The following is a 14,505-nucleotide window of genomic DNA, read 5'->3' as shown; positions in this document are numbered from 1 at the left end:
TTCCACAACGAACCAAACATCGATCTTACCCTCGCGAAATCTGGGGAAAAGGAAAATCCTTCCCCTCAAAACATCACTTCGGTCCTCTCCCAAAATCAAAAAGTAAGTGACATTAGGCTAAAGCCCATCTAATTTCCGACGTGAATCAGCGGGCTGAAGCCCGCTGCTCCCACCGGAAACGACAGGTCTAATGCTTCAAATAAAACTCCGCCAGTTCCAAATCACCCGGCTGCGTGATCTTGAAGTTCCGCGGTGATCCTGCCACCAGGGCAACCTCCATCCCGGCGCGTTCCAACACACTGGCCTCGTCCGTTCCGCTGAAGCCATCGGCATTGGCCTCCGCAAAGGCTCTCCGCAATCGGGCGGCCGTCGCGCCCTGCGGCGTCTGCGCCTGCACGATCAGCTCGCGCGGAATGGTGCCGGTGATAATCGCTCCGTCGGCGGTGCGCTCCACTTGTTTGATGGTGTCGATCGCCGGCACGCCGACGATCGCCGCTCCGTGCTTTTGGATGGCCGCAATCGTCCGTTCGATGGTGTGCCCGTCGATCAAAGGACGCACGGCATCATGCACCAGCACGATGTCATCATCGGCACAGTCCAGCGCGGCCAGCGCATTGGCGACCGATCCCTGGCGATTTTCTCCACCTTCAACGACCCGGACACGGCCGTTGAGACCTGCCGCCGCAACCTGCTGGTGGACCCGCTTCATCTCCTGCGGCCGCACCGCGACCAGAATCTCAGTGACCTCTGCGACTCCGGCGAAGGCTTTCAAGCTGTGGATCAGGATCGGCTGGCCACCCAGCTCGAGAAATTGTTTGGGAGCGGCAGCTCCTGCCGCCGCCATGCGCGTGCCGATTCCGGCCGCTGGAAGAATGACAAAGACTCGCATATATCAGGACGCGAGTATATCGCGTCCCCTCGGTGCATTTATGCTGGTGCTTGCATGCGAATTGGTTACGGCTTCGATTCTCACGCCTTTAAACCGGGCGTTCCCCTCATCATCGGCGGTCTGCCGATTGACTGTCCGGAGGGCCTGGCCGGGCACTCGGATGGTGACGTACTGTTGCACGCCATCACGGATGCCCTGCTCGGAGCCGTCTCCGCGGGAGACATCGGCACCTTCTTCCCTCCGAGCGACGCGCGCTGGAAGGGCGCAGCCTCTGACATCTTTCTGCGCACCGCATTGGAAGAGGTCGCCGCCGCCGGCTATCGCATCGTGAACATCGATACCGTGTTGGTGCTGGCCAAGCCAAAGATCGTTCCCATCGCCGGAGACATGCGCGCCCGTGTGGCCGAGCTGCTCGGCGTCTCACCCCGTGATGTCGGCATCAAGGCCAAGACACCCGAAGGCCTGAACCAGGACGGCGTAGCCGTAGCCCACGCGACTGTTCTGCTGGAAGAGATCAAGACCCCCGAAGGCAAACTCGCCATCGCCGTGGAAGACGATGTCGACGCGGCGGTGAAGAATCTGGTGGACGGCATCGAAGTCCACGACACCCGCGCCCTGGGCCGCAAACCGGCCTTCGATACCGACGATCTGACTTAGTTCTTGCCTCATCTCAAAACGAATGGCGTCCTACCGGTCGCCCTTCGTTTTTTCATTGGCATACCGAAGGAAAGCATCTACAGTGGCTCACATCTTCAGGAAAGCGAGTTGAGCTGGCATGAATTCTGGTAATTCCGATCCATCCGCAATCATCGCCCTGATGGCCCCTGTGATCCTTATGTGCTGGATCATTGCTACGGCCATCCTCATTGTTCCCTTCTGGCAGATCTTCAAGAAAGCCGGTATGGCGCCGGCGCTTTCGTTTCTGATGGTGGTGCCGCTGGCGAACCTCGTGATGCTGTACGTCCTGGCCTTCTCGCAGTGGAAGACGCCCGTCGTCCCGCTATACGCAGCGGCCGGATACCCGCCACCGCCACCGCCTTCGCCTTATGAGGCCCCGCCGCAGGCCTGAGCCGTGGCTTCTATGGCCTGAGCAATCCCGGGGACGGGCGGAATCTCCGCTAGAATCAGAAATTGGTTCTGATATCCAGCATGACTGATTCCGCCCGCCCTACTCGCGTCCGTATTGCTCCTTCGCCCACCGGCGATCCCCACGTCGGCACCGCCTACATTGGCCTGCTGAACTACATCTTTGCCCGCCAGCGCGGGGGACAGTTCATCCTGCGCATTGAGGATACGGATCGCACCCGTTTTGTCCCCACCTCCGAGCAGATGATCTTCGACTCGCTGCGCTGGCTGGGTCTGGATTGGAACGAAGGTCCGGATGTTGGCGGCCCCTACGGTCCATACCGCCAGTCGGAGCGCACCAAGATCTATCGCGAGCACGTGCAGATGCTGCTCAACAACGGCACCGCCTATCGCTGCTTCTGCACCCCCGAGGAACTGGAAGCCAAGCGCAAGGCGCAGATGGCGGCCAAGGTCGCACCCAAGTACGACCGCACCTGCAAGTACCTGCCGAAGGAGACCATTGAGGCGAACATCGCCGCCGGCAAGCCCTTCACCATCCGCATGGCCGTGCCGGAAGACGGTTCCACCACCTTCCGCGATGAGCTGCGCGGCGAGATCGTCATTGACCACAACAACGTCGATGACCAGGTGTTGCTGAAGTCTGACGGCTTCCCCACCTATCACCTGGCAAACGTCGTTGACGACCACCTGATGCAGATCACCGACGTGATCCGCGCCGAGGAGTGGATCAGCTCCACGCCGAAACACGTACTGCTCTACTCCTCCTTCGGCTGGGAACGCCCGAAGTTCTGGCACATGCCGCTGCTGCGCAATATCGATAAATCGAAGATCTCCAAGCGCAAGAATCCGGTTTCGCTGATCTACTATCGCGAGTCCGGCTTCCTGCCCCAGGCCGTGATCAATTTTTTGGGTCTCATGGGCGGCGGTATGCCGACCCTCAACCCAATCGAAGCCGCCAATGCCGGAAGCACGAAGGAAGTCGATATCTTCTCAGTCGCTCAGATGGTGGAGAAGTTCGAGTTCCAGCGCATCTCACTCGGCGGACCGGTCTTTGATCTGGTGAAACTCAAGTGGCTGAACGGCGAATACCTCCGCGCCCTTCCGCAGGAGGAGTTCGTCGCTGCCCTGAAACAAACCATCCTCTCCGACAGCTACATCCGCGTCATTGCACCGCTGGTGCAGACGCGTCTGGAGACGCTGGGGCAGTGGGGCGACCTGACCGACTTCTTCTTCCGCGACAACGTCGCTCCGCCCGCGGAGGTATGGGTTCCGAAGAAACGCACGCCGGAAGAGACACTGGCCTTCGCCGCGGAGATGCTCACCTCTCTGGAAGGAACGGACTGGACCACCGAAGCCATCGATGCAGCACTGCGTGCTCTGCTGACCGCGAAGGAATGGTCGGTCAAGGAAGCGTTCATGCTGCTGCGCGCCATCCTCACAGGAAGCGCTCAGTCACCACCGCTGCTGGAGTCGCTGGTGGTCTTCGGTAAAGCTCGCAGCATCGACCGCATCCGGCGCTTCATCGATAACCAGAAGAAGGCAGCCGCCAATACAAAGAAATAAGAAAAGCCCGGCATATGCCGGGCTTTTTGTTTTTGTCTTTGCTTTTTATTGGCATCGTGCGAAGCACGATCTGGGTGGGAGCAGCGGGCTTCAGCCCGCTGACTAAAGCGCCTGTTATGACTTGGGCTTTAGCCCTGGGCTTTTCATACAAGCTACAGAAAAGGCCCAGGCTAAAGCCCAAATTCTTTATGGTCGCTTGACCGTGGGCTGAAGCCCACGGCTCCCACCTAACAACTCTTACTTCGCGGTCACTTCAATCTCCACCGGAAGCTTCTTCGGCGGATAGCAGGCAGCGTTATCGCAAGCCTGGTAGCTCAGCACGCCTTTTACCGTATACGTCCCCGCCGCTGTAGCCGTGAGGTGCGTCTTCAACGTGACGTCGCCGGTATAGACATCCAGCTTCTCCTGTGGATTGAACGAGAAGCTGTACTCATGACCCGCCGGATAGTCGATCGCGCCAAGCTTTACACCGGTTGCCGGCTCCAGCTTCAACACCGTAGGAATCAGTAGCTCGCTCTTCGGCGTGTGCGAGTTCATGTGATACCCATCGAGCACTTTGAAGTGCAGTTCCACCACCGCGGGCTTCTTTGCCGCTATCGACGCGGGCTCGGCGGCGTAGGTCACGAAGCTCTTCGGCACAGGGCCATTCATCTGTGCGGACGCGAGTCCGGCGGCGAATACCGGTACAACCAGCAGGTTCAGTAGACGCTTCATCGTTACATGGCTCCCGTTGCAGCAATGGTCTTTTTGATTTTGCTTTCGATGTCGTCCTTGCTGCCCAGCCCGGCCGACTGCTCGACGATAGTGCCGTTGCCGGCGATGTAAAAGCTCATGGGCAGAATGGCGAAGTCGCCATAGGCCTTATCCGCTTTGTGATCGCCCAGCAGGATGGGATAGGTCACACCCAGCTTGTTGGCTGCTTTGGCAATCGCTTCCTTCGGCTCATCCTCATCTTCAGAGATGCCAAGGATGGTGAATCCCTGATCGGCATACTTCTTGCGGAGTTCTTCGAACCAGGGCATCTCCAGCTTGCAGGGCGCACACCAGGTAGCCCAGAAGTTCACCAACACCGGCTTGCCCTTGTAGTCGCTGAGTGAGACCTTCTTGCCATCGAGCGTGCTCAAGGTGAAGGCCGGTGCGGGCTTGCCCCGCAGATCCAGATCTCCCACGAAGTTATCTGCACTCACAGACGGGGTGGGAGGCGCCTCCCCCTCTTTCACCATGGCAAGCTCCGGCACCTGCTTTGCCTTCTCTGCCGCCAGACGGCGTGCGCGCAGGTTCTGCACCCCCGCCCACACCAGCGCCGCCACCAACAACGCAACGACGCCGAGTACTGCCAGATTCCGCTTCACGATTGAAGTCTCCTACATTCCAGTGTACCGGCACGGCTCACAGTCGCGTCTGCCGGTGTAGCATCTGGTTGGACTGATGGAAACCGCAAACAGCATCACCCCTTCCGATCTGGTGCGCATTCAAGCCGCTGCCCTGGAGAGCCTGGCCGCACGCTTGGACGGCTCTATGCACAAGGCCTTTCACGACGCCGCCCAGCGGCTGGCCGCCTGTGCCAACAATCGTCAACGCGTCGTAATTACCGGCATGGGCAAGAGCGGAGTTATCGCCCAGAAGATCGCCGCAACGCTGAACTCCACCGGTACGCCGGCACAGTTTCTGCATCCCGCCGAAGCCATCCACGGAGACCTCGGCATGCTGACCCGCGGAGATCTGGTGCTGGCTCTCTCCTACTCCGGACAGACCGAAGAGATTCTGCGCCTGCTGGAGCTACTGAAGCGGCTGGGCGACGCCCTCATCACCATGACCGGCGATCCGCAATCAGCGCTCGCCCAGGCAAGCGATATTGTTCTGGACTGCTCCGTCTCCCGCGAGGCCTGCACGCTGAACCTCGCCCCCACGGCCTCCACCACCGTGATGCTCGCCCTCGGAGATGCGCTCGCCATCGAGGTGGCAAGGCAACGCGGATTCCGCAGCGAAGACTTCGCCCAGCTCCATCCCGGCGGCAAGCTGGGCAAACGGCTGCGGCTGGTCTCGCAGCTTATGCACGCAGGCGACACCATCCCCGTCGTCACCCCCTCCACCCCTATGCCGGAGGTCATCCACGAGATGAGCCGCAAACGGCTGGGCGTCACCACCGTGGCCGAAGACGGCAGGCTGCTCGGCATTATCTCGGACGGCGACCTGCGGCGCCTGCTGGAACGAGAACAGGCGCAGGCACTCTCCCGCACCGCCGCAGACGTGATGAACACGGCGCCACTGACCATCGCTCCCGAGGCCCTGGCCTCCTCCGCTCTGGCTGTGATGGAAGAGCGGAAGATCACCTCGCTGGTGGTAGTGGCCGAAGACAACTCCCTGCAGGGAGTCCTGCACCTGCACGACCTCTGGGGCTTGGAGCTGGTTTAGGGTGTATGGACCACTTTGATCGTGAAGACAACCCAGTGCGTGGCTGTGGCCAGGTGGGAGCAGCGGGCTTCAGCCCGCTGATAACGGCATAAAAGTAAATGGGCTTTAGCCCTGGGCCTGCTCTGTCTGACAGGAAAAGCCCAGGGCTAAAAGCCCGTTTCTATGTCGAGCCTATAAACCGTGGGCTGAAAGCCCACGGCTCCCACCGGTTCGCGCGGAGCGCGAATGTCCCCACCATTGCGTTATCACCCCGATTTGCAAGGGATGGGGCACCCCGGTGCATGGGCTATCGATCCCCTAAGCCTTCTTCAGCGCGGCCGGTCTAAACCGTTCCATCGTCGCGCGCAGCGTGTGATAGCACTCACAGGCTGCCTTCTCCAGCTCAGCGCGATCCTTGATGCGGATCTTGCCGCGGGTGTATTCCATCAGTCCGGCGCGTTGCAGATCGCCCGCCGCAATCGTCACGGTCGACCGGCGCGCACCCAGCATCTGCGACAGATACTCCTGCGTCAACCGAAGTGAGTTCGATTGCATGCGGTCAGAAGCTGTCAGCAGCCAGCGCGCCAGGCGCTGCTCAACGGAGTGGATGCGGTTGCAGACCACGTTTTGCCCCATCTGCACCATCTTGAGATACGCCGCCTGATGTACGGCATGGAGCAGCGCCGGATCCCGGCGTACCTCCTCGCGCATCACCGCCGAACGGATACGCAGAGCCGAACCCTCGCCCCGGACAGTCGCCAGGTGAGGCCCAAGAGGCTGATCGATCAGCGGACCGACATTGACCAGGCTTTCGTGGCCAATGGTGGCCACTTCAACCGAATCGCCCGATTCAGTAAGTACGCTCAGCGAGATGAATCCGCTCAGCGGAAAATACACAAATTCCGCCGGCTTCTCGGGTTCTGCAATGGTTGTATCCACCTGTAAATCCACTTGCGTGAGATGCCGTTGCAGTGCGGCATAGGTGGCTTCCGGGAGTTGCAGCAAAATCCAGTTCAGGGGCCGCTGATTCATGGTCCCCGACGTTTCCAGTTCATTCATCGTGGGGTTCCTTACATAACACAACACAGAGCACGACGAATGCCATACCTTAAGGCATGCCTATCTCGGGCATTTTTCAGCATTTAGCTCGAAGTGCTGAACCTATCCTGAATGATTCTGCACATACGTGTCTGTCATACAGCACACATAGTGCAACTTTTTGAAAAAAAAGCCCGTTTTGGGTCTTGAACCTTAAGCCTGACTTAAGGCTACAGAGTCGATTCGGCGTCTGCGATGGTGGGATACACCTTCAACACCGTATTCACCTTGGTGAGTTCCATCAGCGCGGCAATGCGCTGCTGCGGGGCCGCGACAGCGAGCCTTCTGCCCTGTTTCTGGGCCGCCAGATGGAAGTTCATGATCGCGCCAAGCCCGGCCGAGTCGACGTACGGCACGCCCGACATATCCAGAACCACCAGGGCTTCTGTAGAGGCCTTTGCCGCTGCCTGCAGTTTGGGCAGATCGCCAAGCGTCAACGAACCGGAAAGACGCATGATGAGGATTCCCTCCAACGCACCAGGAGCGGTATCAATCTTCAAGGGCACAGGCGGCATGGTGCCTACCACTATACCAAGCAGGAACCGGGGGGCGCCGGAATCGTTTTTCGCCGAGTTCCCTTCGATACAATCAACACTTATGCATCGTTGGTCTCAGCTCTTTATCCCCACCTTGCGCGAGGCTCCGGCCGACGCCGAGGTGGCAAGCCATAAGCTGCTTCTCCGGGCCGGATATGTGCGCCAGTTGGGCGCCGGCATCTACAGCTACCTGCTTCTCGGTAACCGTTCGATCAACAAGATCGTCGCCATCGTCCGCGAGGAGATGGACGCCATCGGGCAGGAGTTCCTTCTGCCGGCGCTGAACCCACGCGAGATCTGGGAGGCCAGCGGCCGCTGGTCGGTGATGGGCGAGAATATGTTCCGCCTGAAAGACCGCAAGGGCGCCGATCTTTGCCTTGGCATGACCCACGAAGAGGTCATGACTGACATCGCCCGCAAGGAGCTGCGCAGCTACAAGCAGTTGCCGCAAATCTGGTATCAGATCCAGACCAAGTTCCGCGATGAGCCCCGTCCCAAGGCCGGCCTGCTGCGCGTCCGCCAGTTCATCATGAAGGACTCCTACAGCTTCGACATCGACGCTGCCGGCCTGGACGTAAGCTACGACAAACACGACCGCGCCTACCGGAATATCTTCTCGCGGTGCGGCCTGGACTTTGTCGCCGTCGAGGCCGACTCCGGCGCGATGGGCGGCTCCGCCTCGCAGGAGTTCATGGTTTACACCGAAGCCGGTGAAGACCTTATTGCAAGCTGCCCGAACTGCCATTACGCCGCCAATCTGGAGAAGGCCACCAGTGCCCTCGCGGTCGTCACGGAACTCGAAGACGGCGTTGTCGAAGAGCTCTCCACGCCGACCCAGCGCACCATCGACGAAGTTGGCGCGTTCCTGAACGTGGCGCCGGTCTATCAGATGAAGACCATGGCGATGGTTGTCACCGCGCCCGACGGCAAGTCCAGGACCATCGTCGCCTTCCTGCGCGGCGACCACATGCTGAACGAGGCCAAGCTCGCAACTGCCGTCGGCGGAGGAGAGCTACGCCCCATGGTTGCCGAAGAAATTCTGACTGCATTCGGCGCTCCGGCCGGCTTCCTTGGCCCGATTGGCGTCAAGGCCGACTACGTCATCCTCGATGCTGCCCTGGAAGGCCGCAAGAACCTGATCACTGGAGCCAACAAAGAAGGCTTCCACCTGCGCAATGTCACGCCGGGTAAGGACTTCAAGCCGACTCTCATCGCCGACGTTCGCAACATCAACGAGGGCGAGCCCTGCCCGAAGTGCGGCACCTCGCTCAAGCTGGGCAAGGCCGTCGAGATCGGGCACATCTTCAAACTCGGTTACCGCTACTCGGAGTCGATGGGCGCCAGTGTGCTCGATCGTGAAGGCAAGGAAGTTATGCCCATCATGGGCTGCTATGGCATCGGCATCGAGCGCATTCTTACGGCGGCCATCGAGCAATCTGCCGCCAACCGCGGTGTCGACGCCAGGGGCGAGATCAGCTACGCCATGCCGCCCTCCATCGCTCCGTTCGAAGTAGTGGTCACGGTGACGAACGTCGCCGACGAGACGCTTCGCGCGGCCGGCGAAACCGTGGCCCAGGCACTCGACAAAGCCGGCTTCGATACGATTCTCGACGACCGTGATGAACGTGCGGGAGTGAAGTTCAAGGATGCCGATCTGGCCGGTATCCCCTTCCGTATCAACATCGGTAAGAAACTTGCCGAAGGGAAGGTGGAGTTTGTGAACCGCCTGACCAACGAGAGCGTAGATGTTGCTGTAGAGGAAGTTACGCAGGCACTGACGCGTGTCTGCGAATCTGCGTCTAAGTAAGAGAACGCCTATGGCCGTAAAAGTGAAGATCGGCGGCAACAGCCGCACCAGCGCCCAGCATTCGCTGGGCGTTCGTATCCTTCGGGCCGCGCTGATCGCGTGCTCGGCGCTGTTGCTCCTCTTCTTCTCCGTCTTCGGCTACTACTACTTCAAGTATCAGAAGATCGTGGACGACCGGCTGAACGCCGGTCCCATGTTCACCAACACCTCGCAAATCTTCGCGGCTCCGCGCGAGGTGCGTCCGGGCCAGAAGCTGAGCGCCGGCGCGATTGCGCAGGAGCTTCGCCAGGCCGGTTATAACAACAACCCGCAGATGGGCACCTTCCAACTGCGCGGCGATACCATCCTCATCAAGCCGGGTCCGCAGAGCTTCCACTCCACAGACGGCGCGACCATCACCACCGCCGACGGAGAGGTGCAGTCCATCACCGCCGAAAACGGTGTGGCGCTGCGCGGCTACGAGCTGGAGCCGCTCCTCATCACCGGCCTCTCCGAAGATAAGAACCGCATCAAACGCCGTCTGGTCAGCTACAAGGACATCCCGCAACGCATGGTGCAGTCGGTCACCGCCATCGAAGACCGTCAGTTCTTCGAGCACGGTGGCATCAACTATGCCCGCACCATCAAGTGCGGCGTGCAGGATGTGCTGAGCGGCCGCAAAGCCTGCGGCGGATCGACACTGACGCAGCAGCTCGCGCGCGGCTTCTTCCTTACTCCCGAAAAGCACATCAAACGCAAGCTGATCGAGATCCTCATCAGCTTCCAGCTCGAGGCCCGCTTCTCCAAGCAGCAGATCTTCGAGATGTATGCCAACCAGATCAACCTGGGCCAGCGCGGCAGCTTCGCCATCAACGGCTTTGGTGAGGCGGCGCAGGCGTACTTCGGCAAAGATCTCAAGCAGCTTGATCTGGCAGAGTGCGCCATGCTGGCCGGCATGATCCAGCGGCCCAATTACTTCTCGCCGTATAAGCATCCGGAGCGCGCGATGGAGCGCCGCAATATCGTTCTCGATTCGATGGTGGAGACCAATGCCATCACCAAGAGCGAGGCCGAGCGCGCCAAGGCTGAGCCTATTCGCCTGGCTCCACCAAACGTCGATGCCTCTGAGGCGCCGTACTTCGTCGACGTTGTGCACGACACACTCGTTCAGCGCATCGGCGACCAGGAGCTCTCGCATCAATCGCTCCGTATCTACACCTCGCTCGATCCGGATCTGCAGCGTGCCGCGTCAGAGGCTGTTGCCATCGGCATGCAGAACGTGGATGAGATGGTCCGCAAGCAACATCGCGGCAACGGCCCCATCACCTGGCCGCAGGTCTCTCTGGTCGCCCTTAACCCGCACACCGGGCAGGTGCTGGCAATGGTCGGCGGACGCAACTACGGCGTCTCACAGTTGAACCACGCCACCTCCAAGCGGCCCACAGGATCGATCTTCAAGCCCTTCGTCTATGCTGCTGCGTACAACGCCAGCATCAACGGTCAGACGATCGGCGATAAAGGCATCTTCACTGCAACGACGATGCTGGATGACGAGCCCACCACCTTCACCTTCGACAACGGCCGTCAGACCTATACGCCGCGCAACTACAAGGATGAGTTCCACGGCTCCGTTACCGCCATCTACGCGCTGGCGCACTCACTGAACAACGCGACCATCTCGCTGGGACAGATGGTTGGTTTTGAGAACGTCGCAGCACTCGCGCGGCAGGCCGGCATCTCCGCGGCACGCGGCACGCCTGCTGTCTCGCTGGGAGCGTATGACGCCACCCCACTCGACATGGCCGGTGCATACACCATCTTCGCCAACAACGGTGTGCACCTGAATCCGTGGACACTGGCCAGCGTCCGCAACCTGAACGGCGATATCGTCGCCGACTTCGCGCCGGAGGCACGTCAGGTGCTTGATCCACGCGTCGCCGCACTCTCCACTTCGCTGATGGAAGGCGTGATGAACTTCGGCTACGGCTATGAGACCCGCAAGCGCGGCTTCATGGCTCCGGCCGCGGGCAAGACCGGCACCAGTCACGATGCGTGGTTCGCGGGCTATACCTCGAACCTGATCTGCATTGTGTGGGTCGGCAATGATGACTATACCGATGTGAAACTTGCAGGTGCTCTGGCCGCGGCGCCCATCTGGGCGGAGTTCATGAACCGCGCTATCAAGTTGCCGCAGTACTCCGACATGAAGCCGTTCAGCTATCCGGACGGCGTGGTGATGGAGCGGCTGGATAAGAACACCAACCTGCTCTCTGACTCATCCTGCCCGAACGCCTACTCGGCAGCCTTCCTCGCTGGGACCGAGCCGCATAACACCTGCTCGCATATGGGCGACGACCAGCGCAACTTCTTCCAGAAGATGCTGGGCATCGGAGGACAGACGCAATCGCAGGAGAACCAACAGCCGCCCGCAGGCAATGAGCCGGGAGCTTCGCCGAATCCAGCCGCCGTGCGTTCAGGCCCTCCACCGAATCCAGTAGCGCAGCCGAACCCGGGCTCTTCGCCGAATCCGGTCGTAGAGGAACCGAAAAAGAAGAAGAACTTCTTCCAGAAGATCTTCGGCGGCGGAGGCGATAAGAAGCAACAACAGCCTACGCAACCTCAGCAGTAAAGGACTCACGCCAGAGTCGTATCAACGGTGGGAGCAGCGGGCTTCAGTCCGCTGATAAGCATCAAAAAAGTAAATGGGCTTTATAGCCCTGGGCCTTTTTCTGCCACACGACGAAAGCCCAGGGCTAAAGCCCGTTTCCTATAATGGCGACAACACGCGGGCTGAAGCCCGCGTCTCCCACCCGGTTCGAGCCTCGTTCAGATACCTATTCCACCGGACTAACAGTTTCAATATTCCAGGCTTGCTGTTTCGGCGCCAAGGCGCAAACGCTCCCCAATAACGCTGGTCAAGCTGTTACCCTAACCCACGGGAAAGGATGTAACCGCATGATTGATCTGACCGGCAAAGTTGCCGTTATCTTTGGCCTGGCCAACAAACGCAGCATCGCCTGGGGTATTGCCCAGAAGCTCTCTGAGGCAGGCGCGACCATCGCCCTCTGCTACCAGAACGAGCGCCTGAAGAGAGAAGCCGATGCTCTGCTGCCGGAGCTGAAGAACGCCAAGGCTTTCCAGTGCGACCTCTCCGTCGATGCTGAGATCGACTCCACCTTCGCCGCCTTCCAGCAGGAGTTCGGCAAGATCGATATCCTGGTCCACGCTGTTGCCTTTGCACCTCCCGATGAGATCAAGAACGACTTCATCTTCACCAGCCGCGAGGGCTTCCGCATTGCGCACGACGTCAGCGTCTATACGCTGATCGCCGTCTCGCGCGCGGCACTACCGCTGATGACCGACGGCGGAGCCATCCTCACGCTGAGCTACTACGGCGCCGAGAAGGTCTTCCCCAACTACAACGTTATGGGCGTGGCCAAGGCTTCCCTGGAAGCGACCGTGCGCTACCTCGCCGCCTCGCTCGGACCGAAGAACATCCGCGTCAACGCCATCTCCGCCGGCCCGATCAAGACGCTGGCTGCGCGTGGCATCGGCGACTTCACCAAAATTCTGGACACCGTAACCGAGCGTGCTCCGCTGCATCGGAATGTCGATCAGCTCGAAGTAGGCGGCGCGGCGCTCTTCCTGTGCTCGCCTCTGGCCAGCGCCATCACCGGGGAGATCACTTACGTCGATTGCGGTTACAACATCACGGGAATGTAAGGAGAACCCGACATGCGCATTGCAGATGTTCTACTGGCCGATTACGACGCGGAGATCAGAAGCGCCCAGCGCCTCTTCGAACGGCTCCCCTCCGCCGAGAAGGCCGATTGGAAGCCCCATGAAAAGTCCATGCTCTTCGGCAAGCTGGTGATGCACATAGCCACCCTGCCGGGCTTTGGCGCCAAGGTGTTGAGCGAGCCGGTCCTCGACATGGCACAGGGCAAACTACCGAGCTTCGCCTTCGAGAGCCCGGCTCAGGCCTCGGCGGTGCTGGCTGAAACTGCGGCAAAGACACGGACACTTCTTGAAAACATCTCTGACGAGGAGTTGGAGAAGACCTGGCAGTTGAAGTTCCATGACCGCGTCTTCTTTACCGGTAGCCGCATCCTGGCCTATCGCACCATGTTCTTCAATCACTTTGTCCATCACCGGGCACAGCTTGGCGTCTATCTGCGCCTGCTGGAAGTTCCTATCCCAGGCATGTATGGACCATCGGCGGACGAGCCGATCAACCTCGGATGAGCACTTCACCTTATACCGCCATCGCTCGCCTTCTGCGTCCGCAAGGTCGCAAAGGCGAGCTGTTGGCGGATCTGCTCACCGACTTTCCGGAGCGCTTTGCAACAACTACTTCCGTATTGCTGGAAAACGCCTCCGGCGAACCCACACCAGCCACAGTGGAAGGCCACTGGTTTCCCGTGGGCCGCAATGCCGGCCGGGTCGTGTTGAAGCTGAGCGGCATTGATTCCATCAATGATGCAGAGACCCTGCAGGGCAAGCTGGTGCTCGTGCCCGACACAGAGCGCGTCGCCCTCACAGAAGACCGTGTGTGGATCGCAGACCTGATCGGTTGCGAGCTCTATCATCACGACCGCCCCATCGGCACCGTCATGGATGTTCACGGCAGTGAATCCCCACACGGAGCCTCGCTTCTCGTCGTGAAGAAACGCGACAGCGACGATGAACTTCTGATCCCCTTCGTGCAGGCCTATATCCAGTCAATGGACCTCGAAGCGAAACGCATCGAGATGAATCTTCCGGAAGGCTTGCTGGAGATCAACGGTTAACTGGGGTCGTCTTCGAGGCGGCCTGCGCGGAATAAGATCGTTTGTAATTTCGTGGCGAGCGAGAAATTTGCTTTGCCCGCGCATTGCCCTCAGCGGCTAAAGCCGCAATCTCTTCCGGCTCTGTACGGGACGGCTGAAGCCGTCCCCTTAAGCAAGGCATTCGCACCGCAGGTGCGAACTAGTTGCGCGGTGCGCAACGGTTTTGCTTACGGCATGGCTTCAGCCATGCCGTACCTGGGGGTACAGACCGGGCAGATGGGTAACAGATTAGACCGGGGAGATAGGTAACACTTTCGCGAGGTCGAGCGGAGGCGTGTAGAAGTCAGGCATGCCTTGGAGAGCGAGCGGAGTGTTGGAAGAGCG

The 14,505-nt window shown here is 60.0% G+C and carries 14 protein-coding genes; 9 read left to right on the top strand and 5 right to left on the bottom strand.

Annotated features, from left to right (window positions below; genetic code table 11):
- Positions 1-187 precede the first annotated feature (187 nt).
- Positions 188-889 carry a 2-C-methyl-D-erythritol 4-phosphate cytidylyltransferase gene (ispD, locus tag OHL21_RS07640; protein ID WP_263416661.1) on the bottom strand — a complete coding sequence of 234 codons (702 nt, stop codon included), beginning with the start codon at positions 887-889 and terminating at the stop codon, positions 188-190.
- A gap of 54 nt (positions 890-943) precedes the next feature.
- On the opposite strand from ispD, the gene ispF reads away from it, so the two are divergent.
- From ispF to gltX, 3 genes are all read left to right on the top strand, one after another.
- On the top strand, positions 944-1,546 hold the full coding sequence (ispF, locus tag OHL21_RS07635) for a 2-C-methyl-D-erythritol 2,4-cyclodiphosphate synthase (protein ID WP_263416660.1): 603 nt from the start codon (positions 944-946) through the stop codon (positions 1,544-1,546).
- 118 nt (positions 1,547-1,664) lie between these two features.
- Positions 1,665-1,958 (top strand): hypothetical protein, encoded by a 294-nt coding sequence (locus tag OHL21_RS07630; RefSeq protein WP_263416659.1) that lies wholly within the window; start codon positions 1,665-1,667, stop codon positions 1,956-1,958.
- Between the two features lie 80 nt (positions 1,959-2,038).
- Positions 2,039-3,538: a glutamate--tRNA ligase gene (gene gltX, locus OHL21_RS07625; RefSeq protein WP_263416658.1), complete on the top strand. Its 1,500-nt coding sequence runs from the start codon at positions 2,039-2,041 to the stop codon at positions 3,536-3,538.
- Between the two features lie 237 nt (positions 3,539-3,775).
- Here gltX and OHL21_RS07620 read toward each other — a convergent pair whose 3' ends face one another.
- Positions 3,776-4,252, bottom strand: coding sequence for a protein-disulfide reductase DsbD N-terminal domain-containing protein (locus OHL21_RS07620; RefSeq protein ID WP_263416657.1), 477 nt, complete (start codon positions 4,250-4,252; stop codon positions 3,776-3,778).
- A gap of 2 nt (positions 4,253-4,254) precedes the next feature.
- A complete protein-coding gene (locus OHL21_RS07615; protein WP_263416656.1) occupies positions 4,255-4,890 on the bottom strand; it encodes a TlpA disulfide reductase family protein in 636 nt (211 codons plus the stop codon).
- Positions 4,891-4,966: 76 nt separating this feature from the next.
- Here OHL21_RS07615 and OHL21_RS07610 point away from each other — a divergent pair, with 76 nt between their 5' ends.
- Positions 4,967-5,953 carry a KpsF/GutQ family sugar-phosphate isomerase gene (locus OHL21_RS07610; protein WP_263416655.1) on the top strand — a complete coding sequence of 329 codons (987 nt, stop codon included), beginning with the start codon at positions 4,967-4,969 and terminating at the stop codon, positions 5,951-5,953.
- A gap of 297 nt (positions 5,954-6,250) precedes the next feature.
- On the opposite strand, the gene OHL21_RS07605 is transcribed toward OHL21_RS07610, so the two are convergent.
- Both OHL21_RS07605 and OHL21_RS07600 read right to left on the bottom strand, forming a co-directional pair.
- Entirely contained in the window at positions 6,251-6,991 is a 741-nt protein-coding gene (locus tag OHL21_RS07605; protein ID WP_263416654.1) for a Crp/Fnr family transcriptional regulator, read from the bottom strand.
- Between the two features lie 209 nt (positions 6,992-7,200).
- Positions 7,201-7,545, bottom strand: coding sequence for an STAS domain-containing protein (locus tag OHL21_RS07600; protein WP_263416653.1), 345 nt, complete (start codon positions 7,543-7,545; stop codon positions 7,201-7,203).
- 82 nt (positions 7,546-7,627) lie between these two features.
- Between OHL21_RS07600 and OHL21_RS07595 the strand changes: the two genes are divergently transcribed.
- The 5 genes from OHL21_RS07595 to rimM all read left to right on the top strand — a co-directional run bounded on the left by OHL21_RS07595 (position 7,628) and on the right by rimM (position 14,142).
- Entirely contained in the window at positions 7,628-9,373 is a 1,746-nt protein-coding gene (locus OHL21_RS07595) for a proline--tRNA ligase (protein ID WP_263416652.1), read from the top strand.
- 10 nt (positions 9,374-9,383) lie between these two features.
- Positions 9,384-11,981 carry a PBP1A family penicillin-binding protein gene (locus tag OHL21_RS07590; protein ID WP_263416651.1) on the top strand — a complete coding sequence of 866 codons (2,598 nt, stop codon included), beginning with the start codon at positions 9,384-9,386 and terminating at the stop codon, positions 11,979-11,981.
- 326 nt (positions 11,982-12,307) lie between these two features.
- Positions 12,308-13,075, top strand: coding sequence for an enoyl-ACP reductase FabI (locus tag OHL21_RS07585; protein ID WP_263416650.1), 768 nt, complete (start codon positions 12,308-12,310; stop codon positions 13,073-13,075).
- Between the two features lie 12 nt (positions 13,076-13,087).
- Positions 13,088-13,597, top strand: coding sequence for a DinB family protein (locus OHL21_RS07580; RefSeq protein ID WP_263416649.1), 510 nt, complete (start codon positions 13,088-13,090; stop codon positions 13,595-13,597).
- Positions 13,594-14,142, top strand: coding sequence for a ribosome maturation factor RimM (gene rimM / locus OHL21_RS07575; RefSeq protein WP_263416648.1), 549 nt, complete (start codon positions 13,594-13,596; stop codon positions 14,140-14,142). Before OHL21_RS07580 ends, rimM begins: the two co-directional genes overlap by 4 nt.
- Positions 14,143-14,505: the final 363 nt, after the last annotated feature.

It is taken from the genome of Terriglobus albidus, from assembly GCF_025685425.1.
Classification (GTDB): domain Bacteria; phylum Acidobacteriota; class Terriglobia; order Terriglobales; family Acidobacteriaceae; genus Terriglobus; species Terriglobus albidus.
The sequence above is the reverse complement of the archived record's forward strand: the minus strand, read 5'-3'. Positions and strand labels throughout refer to the sequence as shown.